The organism is Clostridium beijerinckii (assembly GCF_018223745.1).
Taxonomy (GTDB): domain Bacteria; phylum Bacillota; class Clostridia; order Clostridiales; family Clostridiaceae; genus Clostridium; species Clostridium beijerinckii.
In genome coordinates this window covers 5,279,101-5,297,930 of the sequence record NZ_CP073653.1, presented here as the reverse complement: position 1 = coordinate 5,297,930, position 18,830 = coordinate 5,279,101, and the positions used below count along the sequence as shown (strand labels likewise).

The 18,830-nt window shown below is 29.2% G+C and carries 13 protein-coding genes; 8 read left to right on the top strand and 5 right to left on the bottom strand.

Going from position 1 to position 18,830, the window contains the following annotated elements; all coding sequences use genetic code 11:
* Positions 1 to 158: 158 nt before the first annotated feature.
* Entirely contained in the window at positions 159 to 1,031 is an 873-nt protein-coding gene (locus KEC93_RS23610; protein ID WP_039770707.1) for a glycerophosphodiester phosphodiesterase, read from the top strand.
* Between the two features lie 271 nt (positions 1,032 to 1,302).
* On the opposite strand, the gene KEC93_RS23605 is transcribed toward KEC93_RS23610, so the two are convergent.
* The 3 genes from KEC93_RS23605 to KEC93_RS23595 form a co-directional block, all read right to left on the bottom strand.
* The gene (locus KEC93_RS23605) at positions 1,303 to 3,252 is read right to left on the bottom strand and encodes a PspC-like choline-binding domain-containing protein (protein WP_077867907.1); all 1,950 of its coding nucleotides are present in this window, start codon (positions 3,250 to 3,252) and stop codon (positions 1,303 to 1,305) included.
* Positions 3,253 to 3,566: 314 nt separating this feature from the next.
* Positions 3,567 to 5,357, bottom strand: a complete 1,791-nt coding sequence (locus KEC93_RS23600; RefSeq protein WP_077867906.1) for an N-acetylmuramoyl-L-alanine amidase family protein — start codon at positions 5,355 to 5,357, stop codon at positions 3,567 to 3,569.
* Between the two features lie 530 nt (positions 5,358 to 5,887).
* Positions 5,888 to 7,768, bottom strand: a complete 1,881-nt coding sequence (locus KEC93_RS23595; protein ID WP_077867905.1) for an N-acetylmuramoyl-L-alanine amidase family protein — start codon at positions 7,766 to 7,768, stop codon at positions 5,888 to 5,890.
* Positions 7,769 to 8,292: 524 nt separating this feature from the next.
* Between KEC93_RS23595 and KEC93_RS23590 the strand changes: the two genes are divergently transcribed.
* A complete protein-coding gene (locus tag KEC93_RS23590; protein WP_012060870.1) occupies positions 8,293 to 9,888 on the top strand; it encodes a peptide chain release factor 3 in 1,596 nt (531 codons plus the stop codon).
* 151 nt (positions 9,889 to 10,039) lie between these two features.
* On the opposite strand, the gene KEC93_RS23585 is transcribed toward KEC93_RS23590, so the two are convergent.
* Both KEC93_RS23585 and KEC93_RS23580 read right to left on the bottom strand, forming a co-directional pair.
* On the bottom strand, positions 10,040 to 10,999 hold the full coding sequence (locus KEC93_RS23585) for a DNRLRE domain-containing protein (RefSeq protein WP_012060869.1): 960 nt from the start codon (positions 10,997 to 10,999) through the stop codon (positions 10,040 to 10,042).
* 413 nt (positions 11,000 to 11,412) lie between these two features.
* Positions 11,413 to 11,697 carry a hypothetical protein gene (locus KEC93_RS23580; protein ID WP_012060868.1) on the bottom strand — a complete coding sequence of 95 codons (285 nt, stop codon included), beginning with the start codon at positions 11,695 to 11,697 and terminating at the stop codon, positions 11,413 to 11,415.
* A gap of 364 nt (positions 11,698 to 12,061) precedes the next feature.
* On the opposite strand from KEC93_RS23580, the gene KEC93_RS23575 reads away from it, so the two are divergent.
* The 6 genes from KEC93_RS23575 to KEC93_RS26790 are packed head-to-tail and all read left to right on the top strand — an operon-like array spanning position 12,062 to position 18,696.
* Positions 12,062 to 14,572, top strand: coding sequence for a glycosyltransferase family 4 protein (locus KEC93_RS23575; RefSeq protein ID WP_077867904.1), 2,511 nt, complete (start codon positions 12,062 to 12,064; stop codon positions 14,570 to 14,572).
* On the top strand, positions 14,569 to 15,531 hold the full coding sequence (locus KEC93_RS23570; protein ID WP_077829661.1) for an NAD-dependent epimerase/dehydratase family protein: 963 nt from the start codon (positions 14,569 to 14,571) through the stop codon (positions 15,529 to 15,531). The genes KEC93_RS23575 and KEC93_RS23570 overlap by 4 nt, the downstream gene beginning before the upstream one ends.
* Positions 15,524 to 16,627, top strand: a complete 1,104-nt coding sequence (locus tag KEC93_RS23565) for a DegT/DnrJ/EryC1/StrS family aminotransferase (RefSeq protein ID WP_077867903.1) — start codon at positions 15,524 to 15,526, stop codon at positions 16,625 to 16,627. The genes KEC93_RS23570 and KEC93_RS23565 overlap by 8 nt, the downstream gene beginning before the upstream one ends.
* A complete protein-coding gene (locus KEC93_RS23560; protein WP_077867902.1) occupies positions 16,620 to 17,657 on the top strand; it encodes a hypothetical protein in 1,038 nt (345 codons plus the stop codon). Before KEC93_RS23565 ends, KEC93_RS23560 begins: the two co-directional genes overlap by 8 nt.
* Positions 17,658 to 17,675: 18 nt before the next feature.
* Positions 17,676 to 18,566 (top strand): UDP-3-O-(3-hydroxymyristoyl)glucosamine N-acyltransferase, encoded by an 891-nt coding sequence (locus KEC93_RS23555; protein ID WP_077867901.1) that lies wholly within the window; start codon positions 17,676 to 17,678, stop codon positions 18,564 to 18,566.
* A 1-nt stretch (position 18,567) separates the two neighbouring features.
* Positions 18,568 to 18,696, top strand: coding sequence for a hypothetical protein (locus KEC93_RS26790; RefSeq protein WP_275298941.1), 129 nt, complete (start codon positions 18,568 to 18,570; stop codon positions 18,694 to 18,696).
* Positions 18,697 to 18,830: the final 134 nt, after the last annotated feature.

Genomic DNA, 18,830 nt, shown 5'->3' with positions numbered 1-18,830 from the left:
TAAAATATAATAAATATAGAGTGTGTTATTATAAATTATTTTTAATTAAGAATCATGAAACTAATATTCATTATGGTAATATAGTTATGTTTAGTGTAAGATATGTATATTAGGGGAATTGTGTAAGATAAATTATATTTTAACAAGGGGGGAATAACTTGAAGATTTTAAATATTGCGCATAGAGGTTATAGTGGAAAGTTTGATGAGAATACAATGTTGGCATTTAAAAAAGCGATTGAGTATAATGCTGATGGAATAGAGGCAGATGTTCAGCTTTCTAAGGATGGAGTTCCAATTATACTTCATGATGAGACTTTAGATAGAACTACAAATGGCCATGGTTTTGTTAAAGATTATACTCTAGATGAACTAAAGATATTTAGAACTAAAAGTGTACCGGAAATTCAACTTTTAAAGAATGATTCTTTGCAGGAAATGGCACATTTAAAGTTAAATATGACAACAGAAAGAAACTATGAGGAAGGTAAACAAGTCGGTAGCTATAAGGTTGGGAAATATACTATGGAAGAAGCAGAATATTTTCAAAACAGAGGTGGAGAGGAAATACCAACTCTGCGAGAACTATTAGAGCTTGTTGCAGACTCTGATTTGAAAGTATTAAATTTGGAACTTAAGAATAGTGTCATAGAATATAAAGGACTAGAGAAAAAAGTTTTGTCTATGATTGATGAATATAATTTAAGAGATAAGGTTATAATATCAAGCTTTAATCATACTAGTTTAGTAAAAGTAAGAAAACTTGAGAATAATAAAAAGATCACTTTAGGTGCTCTGACAGAAACTATACTAGTTAATGTACCTAAATATTTGAAAGCCATTTCCGTTGATTGTTATCATCCTCATTTTTCAAGTATATTAAACGAAGAATATATTAAAGAAATTAAAGATGCAGGAATAAAAGTAAATCCATATACGGTTAATAGTTTAGTTGATATGAAAAAGGTGATAATGGTTGGAGTAGATAGTATAATTACGAATGAAGTTGAACTTTTAAATACATTATTATAAAAGTTTTTAATATTAGGAAATTATAATTTAGGGTAACCTCCAAAATAACTATGATCAATAATTTAAAGATTATATTTACTTTTATGTAAACGAAATTATATTAGATTTAGAATTTGAATCCTGTTATATTAAAATGTAAGGCTGTCTCCAAAAGTATCTATTTCTTTTGAGACAGCCTTGTTATAGTAAACCTAGGAGAGGTTTAAAAGAGCATATTATTTAGGTTAATATATTACGTATATTATTAAGCGTATAGTTTATATCTGATAATTTATACCCAAGCACCGCTTGCAGATAATCTATATCCGTTAATTACTGTATTAGCAGCCATAGCACCATTTGAATATAGATAGTACCAAGTTCCATTATCATTTAACCAACCAGTTTGCATAGCACCAGAACCGTTTAAGAAATACCAAGTACCATTAACGTTAGCCCAGCCAGTAGCCATAGCACCCGATTGATTTAAATAGTACCAAGTTCCATTTAAATTCAACCAACCAGTAGCCATAGCACCTGACGAATTCAAGTAATACCAAGTTCCATTTAAGTTTAACCAGCCAGTAGCCATAACACCATCAGCTTTTAAATAGTACCAAGTTCCGTTTAGGTTTAACCAACCAGTAGCTTTAGTTCCATCTTCTTTATTATAAGTCCAAGTTCCATCAGTAGCTTGCACCCATCCTGTTTTTACTACTGGAGTATCATCAGGATCACTATTAGACTGTTTTCCACCAATTACTGAATATACATCATCGTCTTGGCTCCAAGCAACGATATTATCTTTATCATAAACTGAGAATTCATCAAATGATCCGTCTACTCTGTATACTTTGTCCCAATCATCAGTATTATCAAATTTGTAGATATATCCACCATCTAATCTCCAAAGATTTCCGTCAACATCTGTTTGAACAGCAGCACCTTGGTTTTTGCTGTTTTCACAATCTTCTTTGCTTTGATCTTCCTCATCAGCGTAATAGAATCCGCTGCTTGATTTTAATGTATAAGCTCTAACAGTAACTTTATCATTATTATTAATTTCAGAATTGTAAGCTATAAGTTTTCCTCCAGCTACAGTATAGTTAGTTGTAGTAACTATATTACCTGAAGTATTTATAAATAATTCCTCAGCATCTAACTTTTTACCATCTTTATCAGAAAGTGCGTAAGTAGTTACAGTTTTAGCATATTTAGCGTCATCAACATCACCAGAAGCTTGAGTTTTTGAAATTTTTTGAATAGCTTTGAAAGATACAACTTGTCCGTTGTTTTCAACTTTAAATATATCATTGCTATTATTTGGATCAATTTTAACACCATTTATTTCACTAATTGTAGCAGCCGCACCAGTAGTAATAGTTACCTTTACAGTTGCAAGTCTATATATATAATCTTTATCTTGTGCCAATACTCTATCTTGAACAACACTTGCACTTAATTTATCAGATCCACTAATATTAGTTCCATTAATAATTCCATCAGCTGCATCGTAAGCGTCGTTTGTGTTCTCTATTGTATCTGTCTTTGTTAATGTAGTACCTGAAGCACTTGAAGCAGTTGTTGTAACCTTAACTTTACCTAAGTTATAGTCCGCATCAATGTAATTACCTTTTTCGTCAGTAAATACATTAAATGTTTGATGGGCTACATCCAATCCATTTAATCCATTAACATTTTTATCTATAGATTTTTGAGCGGCTTTATATTGTGTATAATACCAAACTTTATTATACTTTGCTCCTGGAATTAAATCGAATAGGTCACCATGATTTGAATCTTTAATAGTATTTGCTTCAGTTTCGTTATATCTATCATCTGTATCATCTTTTATTTTTTTTCTTAAAGCAGCAGCTGCATCATCTTCAGTATCACCTTTAATGTCATCATCAGTTACAGTACCCTTATCTAAATCAACAGTGTAGTCTCCGTCTGATATATCTAAATATTTTTCTCCAAATAGAACTGCGTCATCTCCTGAATCAACATCTTCCAATTTATTAAATTTACCGTTAGCTAAATAGTAAGCTTCTTCATCATCATTGATTTCCCCATCAATATAAGCTCTACCATCCTTATATGCTATTGCATTATAGATAGTCCCATCATCAGCGCTAATTCTTTTTATCTCAGCAGCATTAACGCCACTAAAAGGTACTAATGAAGCAACTGTTGCTGCTGCTACTAATAGTGATGTTACCTTTCCCATTCCTCTTATCATAATATTGTCCTCCTCTTATGAAAATAAAATTTAATAGTATTTAAGCTAATTAAAATATTTAGCTAATAGTTATGAATGAATAATCAATTAAATGTAATATTATTAATATACAGGTAAGATTTTGTCATTCACTATAATATACAACTCTTTAAACAGTACTTGGTACTTTTTTAAGTGGTAAATTTTCTTAAGATTTTCTTAACGTGTCTTAAGAAAATCTTAAGGAGGTTGATTTTATAAATAAGATCTGAATATCGAATGAAAGAAGAGCTATACCAAATAGATTTGATATAGCCCAATTATTAAGATATCCTCTATCTAATCCAAGCGCCTGAAGCATTTAATTTATATCCATCAACAATTGTGTTAGATAACATTGAACCTGATGCGCTTAGATAGTACCAAGTTCCATTATCATTTAACCAACCAGTCTTTATAGCACCTGATGATTGTAAGTAATACCAAGTTCCATTATCATTCAACCAGCCAGTTTTCATGGCACCTGAGCCAGTTAAGAAATACCAAGTTGATCCATCCTTGATCCAGCCAGTAGCCATGATGCCATCTGCTTTAATATAGTACCAAGTTCCGGAATCATTAACCCATTGTCCTTTTAATTGATTTCCATTAGTGTTGTAGAAAGTCCAGCCTGCATCAGTTTTAACCCATCCTTTATTTACTACAGGAGTTGTTGGTTCAGCTGGGGTTGTTGGAATTGTCTCCTTTCCACCTATTACCGAATAAACTTCATTATTTTTATTCCAAGTTACGATATTATTATCATCGTAAACTGAAATTTGATCAAAAGAACCATCGACCTTATATACTTTCGTCCAGTCTTCATTATTATCCCACTTATAGATATATCCGGCGTCTAATCTCCAAAGATTTCCGCTTACATCTGTATCAACAGCACTTTTAGAACCATTTACTTTAACATCTTCACTTGATTCGTCAGCTAAATCAACATAATAATATCCATTTTTTGACGTTAATGTTGCCGTTCTAACTTTTAAATTTGAACTATTAGCTGTGTAACCAACTAACTTACCGTTGGCAACAGTATACTTATCATAGGAAAAAGACTCATTTTTTCCGTCCTTATCAGAAATAACATAAGTTGTTACTGATTTAGCGTACTTAGCTCCATCGATGTTTCCTGAAGCTTGCGATTTTGATATTTTTTGAATTACATTGAAACTTACTGTACTAGTGCCAGAACCCAATGTGCTATTGTTTACAGTAAATGTATGTCCGCTATCAACAGTGACATCCATTCCATTAATTTTAGTTATTTTAGCTCCATTAGCGGCACTTACAGTAACCTTCGCTGTTCTATAAATATAGCTACTATCTTGTCCAATTATTTTTCCAGTAGAAGCATCAATGCTTGCTGATATTTTATCTTTTCCTGTAATAGAATTAGTGCTATCAGCATCATAAGTATCGTCTGTGTTAGCTACAATTATTGTTTTTGATGTAGATGAAGATGCAACTGTAGTTACTTTTAGTGATCCTAAATTATAATCAGCATCAATGTAGTTTCCTTGAGCATCAGTATATACATTTAATTTAGTAATTGCTCCATTTGTTGAATTGTCTTTTGAATATTCAAATTTATACCATGGATCTGAAAATTTATTCCCTGGAAGCTCTACATTCGTTAATTTTTGAATTGTTTCAGCTTCAGTTTTGTCGAATCTTCCATCATTGTCTTTTTTAAGATTCTTTCTTAGAGCTGAAGCAGCATCATCTTCTGCATTTTCTTTTATAGATTCATCAGTTACAGAACCGTTATCTAAATTAATGAAATAATCACCATTTTCTACGTTCACATATTTAGAACCGTAGATTTCAGAAGAGGATCCACTATCAATATCTGATAGATTATTGTATTTACCGTTTGCTAAGTAGTAAGCAGCTTCATCCTTGTTATTAATTTCTCCATCAATATAAAATTTACCATCTTTGTATGCTGTTGCGCTGTATATAGTACCTTCTTGTGAGTCGATTTTTTTATAATCAGCCGCATGAGCAGGCACTATTGAAATAATAGCAGCTGCAGCTACTAGTAGTGATGTTGCATTAGTTAATCTTTTTAGCATAATTTATCCTCCATTTTATATAATATTTTATTTAAATATTTTTTTATTTTTTCGAAATTAAAAGTGATATTTAACTTTTTCGCTATATTATACAAAATATATGTGAAAATTTTGGTACTCTTTTTGGAAAAATATCAAAATTATAAGAAAATTAAGGGTAATGATGATTCGTATTTTAATATAATATACATTCCTTTAAGTATTATTAGGTAACTTTTACTTTGGCTTGACGTGATATCTGTATATAAAATCTAGTGTGAGTTTATAAATGATAATTAATTAGAAATATAGAATAGGTTATGAAGTTCTGAGATCAATAAAGAATTTAAGGTGAAAATAGTGTTATATAGGAATAGAAAAATTAGAGAAGTATGAAATATATGCAGTTAGGGATCAATTTAGATATAGAAATATTATTGTTTATAGCATAAAAAATAACAAGGTAAGCTATACCATCGTTTAGATAAGGATGTATATAAACGACAGTATAGAAAACCTTGTCCTTTTATAAAGGAATAATTAGATTAAAACTATCTAATCCAAGCTCCATTAGAGCCTAATACATAACCATCAACAGTTGTGTTATATAACATAGCCCCTGATGAATTTAAATAATACCAAGTTCCATTATCATTTAACCAACCAGTAGCCATAGCTCCTGATGAATTTAAATAGTACCAAGTTCCATTTAAGTTTAACCAGCTAGTAGCCATAGCTCCTGATGGATTTAAGTAATACCAAACTCCATTTAAGTTTAACCAACCAGTAGCCATAACACCATCAGTGTTTAGATAATACCAAACTCCATTTAAGTTTAACCAGCCAGTAGCCTTAGTTCCATCTTCTTTATTATAAGTCCAAGTTCCATCAGCAGCTTGTACCCATCCAGCGGTTGTAGTTGGAGGATTAGTGTTATTATCATCAGAAGATTTTCCACCTATTAATGAATAAACATCATCATCTTCGCTCCAAGCAGCTATATTGTCTTTATCATAAACTGAAAGTTCATCAAAAGATCCATCAACTTTGTAGACTTTGTCCCAATCATCTGTATTATCAAATTTATAGATATATCCACCATCTAATCTCCATAGGTTTCCATCAACGTCTGTTTGAACAGCTGATGTCTTATTATCTTGAGAACTTACTTCACAATCTTCTTTACTTTCATCTTCTTCGTCGGCATAGTAGTATCCGCCTTTTGTCTTTAATGAATATGCTCTGACAACAACTTTTTTATACTCATTCATTTCTGTATTGTAGGCTATAAGCTTTCCATTAGCTACAGTAAATTTAGTATCTTCATTGATAGTGCCATCAGTATTTAAGAATAAGTCTTTAGCATCTAGGTTTTTACCATCTTCATCAGAAAGTGCATAAGTAGTTACAGTTTTTGCATATTTAGCTCCATCAACATCATCAGAGTCTTGAGCCTTGGATATTTTTTGAATAGCCTTGAATGATACAGTTCTTCCATCATTTTCAACTTTAAATATTTGTGGTTTGTCGTTTGGGTTTGTTGGGTTAAGTTCAACACCATTTATTTCACTTATTCTAGCAGTAACACCAGCACCAGTAGTTACATTTACTTTTATAGTTGCAAGTCTATAAATATAATCATCATCTTGTGTCAATATTTTATCTTGGGAAACACTTGCAGTTAGTGCATCATCCTTACCAGCAGCATCGTATTTATCATTAGTATTTTCTATTGTTTCTGTTTTAGGTGATGCACCACTAGCAGTGGTTGTAACCTTAACTTTTCCTAAGTTATAGTCAGCATCAATGTAGCCACCTTTTGTGTCAGTATAAACATTAAAAAATTGTTTTGATGCATCTGTTCCTTTTAATCCATTAACATTATCATTCACAGCCTTATCTGCTGCTTTATACTGTGTATAATACCAAGGAGATTTATATTTAGCGCCTGGAAGTATATTTAATTTAGTTAAATCTTCAGTATCATCTTTATTTTCGTCTATCATGTTTTTTGCAAAGTCTTCATCATATCTGTCATCAGTATCGTCCTTAATTTTTTTTCTTAAATCTCCGGCAGCATCGTCGGCTATATCACCTTTGGTATCATCATCAGTTACACTACCTTTATCTAAGTCTACAGTGTAATCACCATCGTCTATATCAAGATATTTTTCTCCGAATAAATCAGCATCGTCTCCTGAATCTACATCTTCTAATTTATTAAACTTTCCATTAGATACATAATAAGCTTCTTCGTCATCATTAATTTCTCCATCCACAAAGAACTTACCATCTTTGTAAGCTACTGCATTATATACAGTGCCATCATCTGAATCAATTTTCTTTACATCTGCAGCATATGCAGGAACTAAAGACATAACTGAAGCAGCTGCTACTAATAAAGATGTAATTTTGGTTGCTCTTTTAAACATAATTTTTTTCCTCCCTAATAATTAAAAATTTAATATAAAAATAAAATTTGTTAACAAAACTTATAATTTATCTAAAAGTTTTGAAACTAACAGAAATTAATATAATATAGTTTATATTCCACTAAATCATTATATAGTAAAAAAGTTACAAAAATGTTATGAAAATATAAATTTAATCTAAACAAATAATTAAATTTTTGTTACTATTTACTTTTTGTTTTTATAATTAATCTTATTTAACAGATTGGTTTATCTAGCATTAATGAAGGATTGGCTCAAGTAAATATACTGCATAAAGTGTACATAATATATTTCATATGATATAATAATTTAGTTAATAATGAAGTCGTATAAGTACATATAAATGAAGTTATAAATTTTAAATAAAACCATATGGGGTTTGTCACTTAAAAATAATGATATATAAAATTTAGGAGGACTTGTCCGATGTAGATAAAGTACTTTTAATAATTTCCGTAGAAATTTTATGAATTAATTGATTATAAATTTAGGAGGATTTAGCGTTGGCTGATTATATAAAAGAAATAGAGAAAAGAAGAACCTTTGCAATTATATCTCACCCTGATGCAGGTAAAACTACACTTACAGAAAAGTTTTTATTATATGGAGGAGCTATTAGACTTGCAGGTTCTGTTAAAGCCAGAAAGGCATCTAAGCATGCAGTTTCTGACTGGATGGAAATCGAAAAGCAAAGAGGTATCTCAGTTACTTCTTCAGTTATGCAATTTAACTATAATAATCACTGTATTAACATATTAGATACCCCAGGTCACCAAGATTTCTCAGAAGATACATATAGAACTCTTATGGCTGCAGACTCAGCAGTTATGGTTGTAGATGCTGCTAAGGGTATAGAAGATCAAACAAGAAAGTTATTCCACGTTGCTTCTTTAAGAGAAATGCCAATCTTTACATTTATAAATAAGATGGATAGAGAAGCTAAAGATCCATTCCAATTATTAGACGATATTGAAAATGAACTTGGAATTAAAACTTATCCAATGAATTGGCCAATTGGTTCTGGTAAGGAATTCAAAGGAGTATACGAAAGAGACAATAACAGGATTATAGCTTTCAATGGTGGAAATCACGGTCAAAATGAAGTTGAAGCAATAGAAGGTTCACCAGATGATCCTAAGTTTAGAGAAATATTGGGAGATGCTCTTCACGATAAATTAATGGAAGATATTGAGCTTTTAGATATTGCTGGAGATGAATTAGATTTAGATGTTGTACGTCGTGGAGAATTAACACCAGTATTTTTTGGATCAGCATTAACTAACTTTGGTGTGGAACCATTCTTGGAACATTTCTTAGAAATGACTACATCACCACTTGCTAGAAATTCAAGTGGTGGAACTATTGATCCATTTGATGATAAGTTCTCTGCTTTTGTATTTAAAATTCAAGCAAATATGAATAAGGCTCATAGAGATAGAATCGCATTTATGAGAATTTGTTCAGGTAAATTTAATAAAGGTGAAGATGTATACCACATGCAAGGTGGAAAGAAGATTAAATTAGCTCAACCACAACAATTTATGGCTCAAGATAGAGAAATTGTTGAAGAAGCTTATGCAGGAGATATAATCGGTGTATTTGATCCAGGTATATTTTCAATTGGAGATACACTATGTGCACCATCAAAGAAATTTAAATTTGAAGGAATTCCAACTTTTGCACCAGAACATTTTGCAAGAGTAAGACCAGTAGATACTATGAAGAGAAAGCAATTTATAAAAGGTGTTTCTCAAATCGCCCAAGAAGGAGCTATCCAAGTATTTAAGGAAATTCACATTGGTATGGAAGAAATAATAGTTGGAGTTGTTGGTGTGCTTCAATTTGAAGTATTAGAATACAGATTAAATAGCGAATATAATGTTGATGTTAAAATGGATAGATTAGATTACAGATATGTAAGATGGATTGAAAATAAGGATGTTAACATGGATTCATTAAACTTAACTTCTGATACTAAGAAGGTTAAAGATTTTAAGGATAGAAATCTTCTTATATTCCAAAATGACTGGGGTATAAGCTGGGCACTAGAACATAATAAGGGATTAATCTTATCTGGTGTAGGAAAAAGTGAGGACTAAAAACTATCTATTAATAGATTTATATTACAAGTAAATATGTAAAAATAATGAGAGCTTAGGCAGATTAAAGAAAATAACAAGTCCAAAATGTCATGATTATTTTTTTTATGTGCTTTAAAAGCTCTCATTATTATTATATAAATTCTAGGAACTAAAAGCCTTTATAGGAACCATATAAAATCACATCTTCTGCATCACCAGATTGAATAGGAGGGCTTACAGCAATATTATACGTTTTATCTATAGGAAGAGGAGTATTATTTAAGGAATTATCATACTCATCTGATACATAATAATGATTTACTTGTCCACTAGAAGCGCGAGTTACTTGTAAATCTACAACTATATAATAAACTGATGTTGGAGCTACAGTTCCTGTCACTCGTACCGTTCTAGTAATGGAGGTATTTGAGGGGAATGGATTGCAATTACCTCCGCAAGCTTCTTTACAAACTTTAAATAAAATCGATTCAAGTTCTTCTTTGCATATTTTTATATATTTCTCACAACAATCATCTTTGAAGTATTCATCGTTATATTTTTTTTTACAACAATCCTTAGAATATTTATTAGTACATTCCTTTTTCAAACATTTATTGGGGGAATATGGATCATAATTTACTATTATAAATGGCATAAGATAGTTGTCTGAACTTTTTACAGATCCGAAGCTTGTGAGTATATCTTCATTTCTTCCATATAGTATTATACCCTTATTTTTTAAACTATTTTTTACCCATGACGAAACTATTGTTGTAATATCTATTGTTACTGATATATTATCTGTCAATGGATAAAAGTTTATTACAGTATAATGATCATAATTAGGAGAATTATTATAAGTTGTATAAGTACTGAAGTATTCATAGAGCGGACTTATGGAGAATTTTTTACTAGTATCATAATAAAAATTATCAGTTTTGAAAAGCGTAAGCTTTGCATTATGAACTGTAGCATTAGTAGGTATTGATGAGATATCCCAAAACAAATAACTGTAGTAGTTATAGTTACCATCAGCGCCTACTATTATTTTATCTTCATTTAGACTTTTATCAGAATATTTATTTGTAATGCTTAGGCTTTTAATAGCTGGAATTGTAATACTATTCATTATTAACCTCCATTTCTCCGATACTATTGCAATATTATAGTATTACTTCACATTACTTAAAAACAGGTTCCACTTTAATATAGTATATGAGATCTATAAAAAGGAGTGAATAAACATACTATTCAAATTTTATACAAATAGCTGAGTACTTTATGTGGAATTATTTTCAAAGATAATTAGAAGATTAAGATATACTGTATGTTATATTTAACACAATGAAAAAATAATAAGTTCATCAGTCAAGATTATTTAATTCTTTAGAGAAAATTATAATACAGTCAAATACGTGGATGACTTTTAGAAGTATGTTAAACTCACACCTTGCGAAGCAGATTTTTTATAAAAATTATATAGGCATATTAAAAACATGGAGTCGGATATTAGACTCCATGAAATTTATATTATGGTTCTTATTAATGTTTGAAGCTATTTATAACGGTTGTCGAACTAACTGATTGGGTACCAAATAATTTAGGAGTAATAATTATCTGATAGTTACCAGCCCCAGCCCATACTTCAGCAGTAGCTCTTGTAGCGCTAGCAGCAACTTGAAATGTTTTATAAAAAGTTTCATGACCACCATTACGAGAAGCAACGGCTTGTATTTCAATAAAACCTGCATCATTGTGTGCAGGGATAGTTCCTGTAGCATAAATTGTTTGAATAGTGCTGTTTTGAGGCGTATCAAAACTTGCCATTAAATAACATCTCCTTTAATTGATTCCTTAGATTTTTTGTATATTTATAGTATATTATATTATTGTTTTTTAATTGTGATACAGCAATACATAATTTAGTGGGGGAAGTAAATTATCTTAAATTTATGATTAAAAGAATTCTATTGATCAATTTGTATTAAGTTAAGGCACGTAAAAATAAATAACAAGTCCAGTTTGTCATGGATATTTTTCATCAGATAAATTGACTATTATTTTTTTGAATACGCTAACATTAAACTCATTTAGAAGTAAGATTCAAAAAAAGTCAATAATAAGAAATAATAAATCATAATTTAAATCAGCAGAGAGTAGAATATTATAATCAGAATTTTGGAGTGGTTTAATGAAAGACAACTTGGTTAATATTGTAATGCAATCAAAGGATGAATTAATTAATGATACTGAAAATTTAAAAGAAGATATTTCATGTGTCGTAAAAGATAAGATGAAATTGGCGTTTTTTGTAAGGCTAGGATTAGATAGTTTTTTAGGCGATATTATTGAGGGTCTGTCACAAGAATATGAGATAAAAAAAATTATAGTAACAGAATATAAGCAAATTGAAGATGGTATGCAATGGGCAGATATTTGCTGGTTTGAATGGTGTGATGAATTAATAGCATATGGAAGTAAATTAGAGTTAGCTAGAGAAAAGAAAGTTATATGTAGGCTTCATAGTTATGAAGCCTTTACAGATTATATTAATAATGTGACTTGGAACAGTATAGACAAGCTAATAGTAGTAGGAGCACATATAAAAGATTTTATTGTTGAAAATTTTAACATAGATGAAAAAATAATTAGTGTTATCCCAAATGGAATAGATGAAAAAAAATGGACATATAAAGAGCGAGAAAATGGATTTAATATAGCTTATGTAGGATATATTAATTATAAGAAAGGTCCTATGCTTTTATTGCATACATTTAAGGCTATTTATGATGAGGATAATAGATATAAATTATATATTGCAGGAGTTTTTCAAGATAATAGAGATGTACTTTACTATAATCAAATGGTTAGAGAATTAGGATTAGAGAATAATGTTATATATGAAGGCTGGCAGAATGATCTAGATAAATGGCTTGAAGATAAAAATTGTATTTTATGTACAAGTGTTCTTGAATCACAAAATATAAGCGTAATGCAGGCCATGTGCAAAGGAATAAAACCAATAATACATAATTTTGTAGGGGCTAGAGTAATATATCCATCTCAATATGTATGGAATACGATAACTGAAGCTGTCGAAATGATTTCTGATAAAAATTATACTTCAAAAGTATATAGGGCATTTATTAAAGAAAGATATTCATTAAATGATCAATTAATAAAAATTAAAGATCTATTGATTAGTTCGTCCGAAAAAGGATCTAAAGAAAATTTGAATTATATAAATCCAGATCATTTAAGGAAAAGTAGTGACCAAGTTGATTTAATGAAAACAAAATTTATGGTAAATTCAGATGACATGACTAATACAGAAGCATTATTTGATTATTTATTAAGCATCAATGATGAAGAAAGCTATATGAAATATTTAAGTGAGTGGTTTATAAGAAGTAAATATGAATTAACATTCAAATTCAATTATTATTATGGAAATATGTATAGGAGATTTACTAGTTATTCAAGATTTAAATATATGCAACAAAATGTATACGAGGAAATGGATAAAATCGGGGAAAGAATTTTAGATGAGAATTATTTGACTTATTTTAATAATAAAAAAATGAGTTTAAAAGAAAATAAGAGAAAGATTTTATTTATATTAAATGGTTTGGATATACATCAGAGTGTAACACAATTCTTTATAAATTATTTAGAAAGTTCTGAGAATGCTAAAGATAGATATTCAGTATTGAGTCTTTTAAACAAGAATGAATTTAATAATAGTAAAGAAAGTATAGAATATTTTAATAAGTTAAATGTAAATTTATTTGTACCAATTAGCAATTGTATTGAGGATAAAATTAAAGAATTCTACACCTATATAAGTGAAGAAAATTTTGATTATGTAGTATATCAAAGTTTATATTTTGCACCGATAGGAATATTGTTATACCCATTATTAAAAAAGGTTTGTGAAATTATTGGAAAAATTCAATTTCAACAGCCGGAAGATTATTTTGATAAGAAATTAGATTTTTGTTACACGTATATTAAAAAAGATAATTGCTGTGAAAATATATTTGAATTAATCTCACCAATAAATACTGAGTTAGTGGATAAAAATCTTAATATAAGAACTTTATTTAATATTGATAGGAAGAAAAAAGTAGTAATTTCAATTGGAAGGTCTATAAAGTATAAAAACAATGAATTTTGGAATTTTGTAATTAAGCTTATTAATGAAATAGATGACATATGCCTTGTTGTATTTGGAGGCGATTATAGCGAGTTTGAAGAATATGTTCCAAGTAAATTAATCCAGGAATGCAAGGTGATTTTTGCAGGATTTAATTTAGAAGCATCATCATATCTAAAAAGTTGCGATTTTTATTTGAATTCATATCCTGGTGGAGGATACTCTTTAGAAGAAGCTTATTATGCAGAATTGCCTATTATTACTTTTTATAAAGAAGAAAATAATGAAGCATTTGATGTAATGAATGCTAGTTATATGGCTCCAGCATATTTATATAATAATGCAAAAACTATTTTCCCTAAAACAGGTGATTTTGATAAATTATTAAGTTATTCTAAAAAATTAATTCAAGATAAAAGCTTTAGAAATACTGTGAAAATGAATAGAAAAATAGAAAGCAATAATTTAAAATTTGAGTATTTTGTAAAAGAGTTTGAAAAATATATAGATAATATAGCAAATAATAATGGGAGAAATAATAAATGATAAAAAGTAAAAAAATATTTCTAACAGGTGGTGCAGGCTTTATAGGCACAAAGTTGTGCGAAAAGCTTAGCAGTAATAATGAATTATTAATATATGATAATTTAAAGAGAAACTCGATTAAAAATACAAAATTATTAAATAAAGATAATATAAAATTAGTTAAAGGAGATATTTTAAATTTTAATTTTTTAAAGCATGTCATAGATGAATTTAAACCTAATATAGTAATCCATTTAGCTGCGATTGCAGGAATAGATACTGTTATAAAAAATCCAGTGAGTACTATGAAGGTCAATATGATTGGAACTTATAATATTCTTGAATCATTAAAAAATCAAAAAATAGAAATATTTATAGATTTTTCAACTTCGGAGATATTTGGATCTTATGCATATAAAGTTGATGAAGCTCATACAACAAATTTAGCTCCTGTAGGGGAAGCAAGATGGACTTACTCAGTCTCAAAACTTGCAGGTGAACATTTAGCTTATAGTTTTTATAAGGAGTATGGACTTCCAATCGTAACAATAAGGCCTTTTAATATATATGGAGATGGTCAGGTTGGTGAAGGCGCGATTCATCAATTTGTTGTAAGAGCCATCAAAAATGAACAGATACAAATTCATGGCGAAGGAAATCAAATACGATCTTGGTGCTATATTGACGATTTTATAACAGGAGTAATGTTATGCTTAGATAATGAGAAAGCAATAGGACAAGCATTTAATATTGGAAATCCAAGAGGAACTATTACTATAGCTATGCTTGCAAAATTAATAAAGAGAATAGCAAAGTCTAAATCTGAAATTGTTTATGTACCAAAGAATTATGTGGATATAGAACTTAGAAGTCCAAGCATAGAAAAAGCTAAAGAGATTTTGAAATTTGTACCTAAGTATGATTTAGATGAGGGGTTAGAAAGAACAATTAAGTGGTATAGAGGTGTTCTAAATGATTAAACTCGCTTCTCCAGATATAGGGCAGGAAGAATTGGATGAAATAAAAAAAGTTTTTGATTCAAAATATTTGGTACAAGGAGATAAAGTAGAAGAATTTGAAAATCAATTAAAAGAATATTTAAATGCTAAATATTGTTTTGCTGTTAGCAGTGGAACTGCTGCATTGCATTTAGCTTTGCTTGCTATTGGAATAAAGGCAGATGATGAAGTTATAGTACCTGATTTTACTTTTCCAGCAACAGCTAATGTAGTAGAGATTGTAGGTGCTATAACTAAGTTTGTAGATATTAAACTAGATAGTCTATGTATAGATACAGATAAAATAGAGAATGCAATTACTGATAAAACAAAAGCAATAATACCTGTTCATGAATTTGGACAGTCAGCAGATATGGATAAAATAGTGACCATAGCTAAAAAATACAATTTAAAAATCATAGAAGATGCTGCGTGTGCACTTGGAGCGGAATATAAAGGGAAAAAGGTCGGAACGATTGGAGATATTGGTTGTTTTAGTCTTCATCCAAGAAAAGCTATAACAACGGGTGAAGGTGGAATCGTAGTTACAAATAATTCTAAATTAGCAGAAAACATTAGAATACTCAGAAATCATGGACTGAACTATAAAAACGGGAAAATAAGCTTTGTAGAGGCAGGTTTAAATTATAGAATGACAAATATCCAAGGAGCTATTGGAACAGTACAAATGAAAAAATTAGAATTAATAAATGAGAGAAGAATTGAATTAGCAAATAAGTATAATAATTTGCTTAAAAATGTGAAGTTTATAACATTACCAGAAGAAAAAAGTTATGAAAAACATGTTTGGCAGACATATCATATACTTTTAGATAAAAGAATTGATAGAGATAAATTAATTATAGAGTTAAAAGATAAAGGAATAGAAACTAATTTTGGTGCTTATGCTGTACATGAAGAGCCTTACTATAAAGAGAAATATGGGTATGAAAATTGTCAATTTTACAATTCTGTATATGCTCATAAGCATGGAATAGCATTACCTTTGCATAACAATATTTTGTCGAAAGAGATAATTTATATTGTATCAGAATTGGAGAAAATATTAAATGAATAATAATATAATAATGTATTTCAAAGAAAATGGAATGATAAATCCAAAGAGAAGTATTAATCTAATATGCAAAGCGATAAAATTTACTAAATTGGATTTAAGTGGACTTATAGTTTTTACTGAGGCTGCATGTGGGGAGTTTATATATACGCCTATAATAGCAGCAATGGCTGGGGCTAAAAAAGTGTATGCAATAACTAAAGACTCAAAGTATGCATCTAAAGATGAGGTGAAAAAGAAAACAATGCTATTTGCTGAACTTTGTGATGTTGTAGATAAAATAGAGATAGCATTTGATAAGAGGAATATTAATCAAGCTGATATAGTAACTAATTTAGGTTTTGTAAGACCTATTGATAAAGAAACAATAGATATGATGAAAGAAAATGCAGTGATTCCATATATGTGTGAAACATGGGAATTAAGAAATGAGGATATAGATATAGAGTATTGCAAACAAAAAGCTATTAATGTAATGGGAACAAATGAAAATTATCCAGGATTAGATACATTCAAATTTAGTGGTCCACTTGCAGTGAAGATGTTATTTGATGTGGGCATAGAGATTTATAAAAGTAAGATTGTAATTGTAAGTAATGATAATTTTGGACAGATTATATACACCACATTATCAAAATTGTCATCAGATGTAGTTGTGATAAAAAATTTATTAGAAGAAAACCATGATTTATTAATAAATACAGATGCTTTAATTGTAGCAGATTATACTTCAGAAAAATGTTTTATAGGCATGAATAATTCAGAAATAACATCAAAGAAATTGAAATCATTGTCAAGTTTTATAACAGTGATACAGTATTCTGGGATAGTGGATATTGACGATTTAAAAGAAAACTGTATAAATTTTTATCCAGATTATAAAGTTGGAAATTATAGAATGGGCAAAACATTAGCATATTTAGGACCTAAACCAATAATTGATTTACATTGCGCTGGACTTAAAGTTGGAGAAATCATGTATAAAAATAGTAAAAAACATATTAGAAATAAATTGTGTCAAGAATTTTTATAAGTAGGAGGAAGGTGAAAAATGAAATTATCTGAATTAGTTAATAAGATAGAGAATATTAGTATTTATAATGATGGAGAATTTGATAATCTTGATTATTCAAACTCTAAGACGAGAAGTAGGATTTTAACATTTATTAATAATGAAAAATATATACACACATTATCAGAATCTGTAACTTGTATAATATGTGATGCTAAAATAGCTAAAATACTTCCTAATAAATATGGGATTTGTTTATCAGAGAATCCACGTTTAAGTTTTTACTTAATCCATAATTGTTTATGCAGAGATCTTAACTTATATAATAAAGAAGAGTTTGAAACTATTATAGGAGATAATTGTATAATACGTGATAGGAAAGGTATAAGCAGAAAAAATGTAATTATTGGTAATGGTGTAACTATAGAGGAAAATGTTATTATTAGAGAGAACGTTAAAATATTGGATAATTCAGTGATTAGATCTGGAGTTATACTCGGAGGTGAAGGATTTCAGTTTAATAAAGAAGGAAGAATTTTTTTTATTGAGCATTGTGGCGGTGTAGAAATAGGTAGGAATGTTGAGGTGCAATACAATACCTGTATTGATAAAGCAATGTTTCCATGGGATAATACTGTAATTGGAGAAGAAACAAAAATTGATAATTTAGTACATGTAGGACATGGAGCAAAGATTGGTAAAAGATGCTTAATCGCAGCTAATGCATTAATTGGTGGGAGTTCAATCATTGGAAATGATTGTTGGATTGGTGTAAGTGTAACTATATCAAATGGACTTATTGTAGGTAATAATGTGAGTATTAAAATAGGAGCTGTTGTTACTACCAATATAGGAGATGGAAGCGCTGTTTCAGGAAATTTTGCAATAGAACATAGCAAATTTATTAAATTTATTAAGAGTATAAGATGAATTGTATATTTATGCTTTATGTGTAGTTATAGAGTTAACGTTCAAGATAAATGATGTAGTAGTAGTCAAAAATCTAGATAGCAATGTTGTGGTTGCTGGAAATCCAGCTAAACTATATAATAACAGTTAAATAATAATAAAGAATAAGAATGGGATAACATATACTTTTCTTTGGTATATGTTATCCCATTCTTATTTTTTAAATATACTGCAAAATCAAAGAACTAATTAATAAGAAAAACATATTATATTATTGAACTTAGG

Bases quoted from the DNA above. Each gene is read 5' to 3' on its own strand.
- KEC93_RS23605 (WP_077867907.1), bottom strand. From the start codon at position 3,252: ATGATAAGAGGAATGGGAAAGGTAACATCACTATTAGTAGCAGCAGCA.
- KEC93_RS23580 (WP_012060868.1), bottom strand. From the start codon at position 11,697: ATGGCAAGTTTTGATACGCCTCAAAACAGCACTATTCAAACAATTTAT.
- KEC93_RS23555 (WP_077867901.1), top strand. From the start codon at position 17,676: ATGAAATTATCTGAATTAGTTAATAAGATAGAGAATATTAGTATTTAT.
- KEC93_RS23570 (WP_077829661.1), top strand. From the start codon at position 14,569: ATGATAAAAAGTAAAAAAATATTTCTAACAGGTGGTGCAGGCTTTATA.
- KEC93_RS23575 (WP_077867904.1), top strand. From the start codon at position 12,062: ATGAAAGACAACTTGGTTAATATTGTAATGCAATCAAAGGATGAATTA.
- KEC93_RS23595 (WP_077867905.1), bottom strand. From the start codon at position 7,768: ATGTTTAAAAGAGCAACCAAAATTACATCTTTATTAGTAGCAGCTGCT.
- KEC93_RS23585 (WP_012060869.1), bottom strand. From the start codon at position 10,999: ATGAATAGTATTACAATTCCAGCTATTAAAAGCCTAAGCATTACAAAT.
- KEC93_RS23565 (WP_077867903.1), top strand. From the start codon at position 15,524: ATGATTAAACTCGCTTCTCCAGATATAGGGCAGGAAGAATTGGATGAA.
- KEC93_RS23560 (WP_077867902.1), top strand. From the start codon at position 16,620: ATGAATAATAATATAATAATGTATTTCAAAGAAAATGGAATGATAAAT.
- KEC93_RS23600 (WP_077867906.1), bottom strand. From the start codon at position 5,357: ATGCTAAAAAGATTAACTAATGCAACATCACTACTAGTAGCTGCAGCT.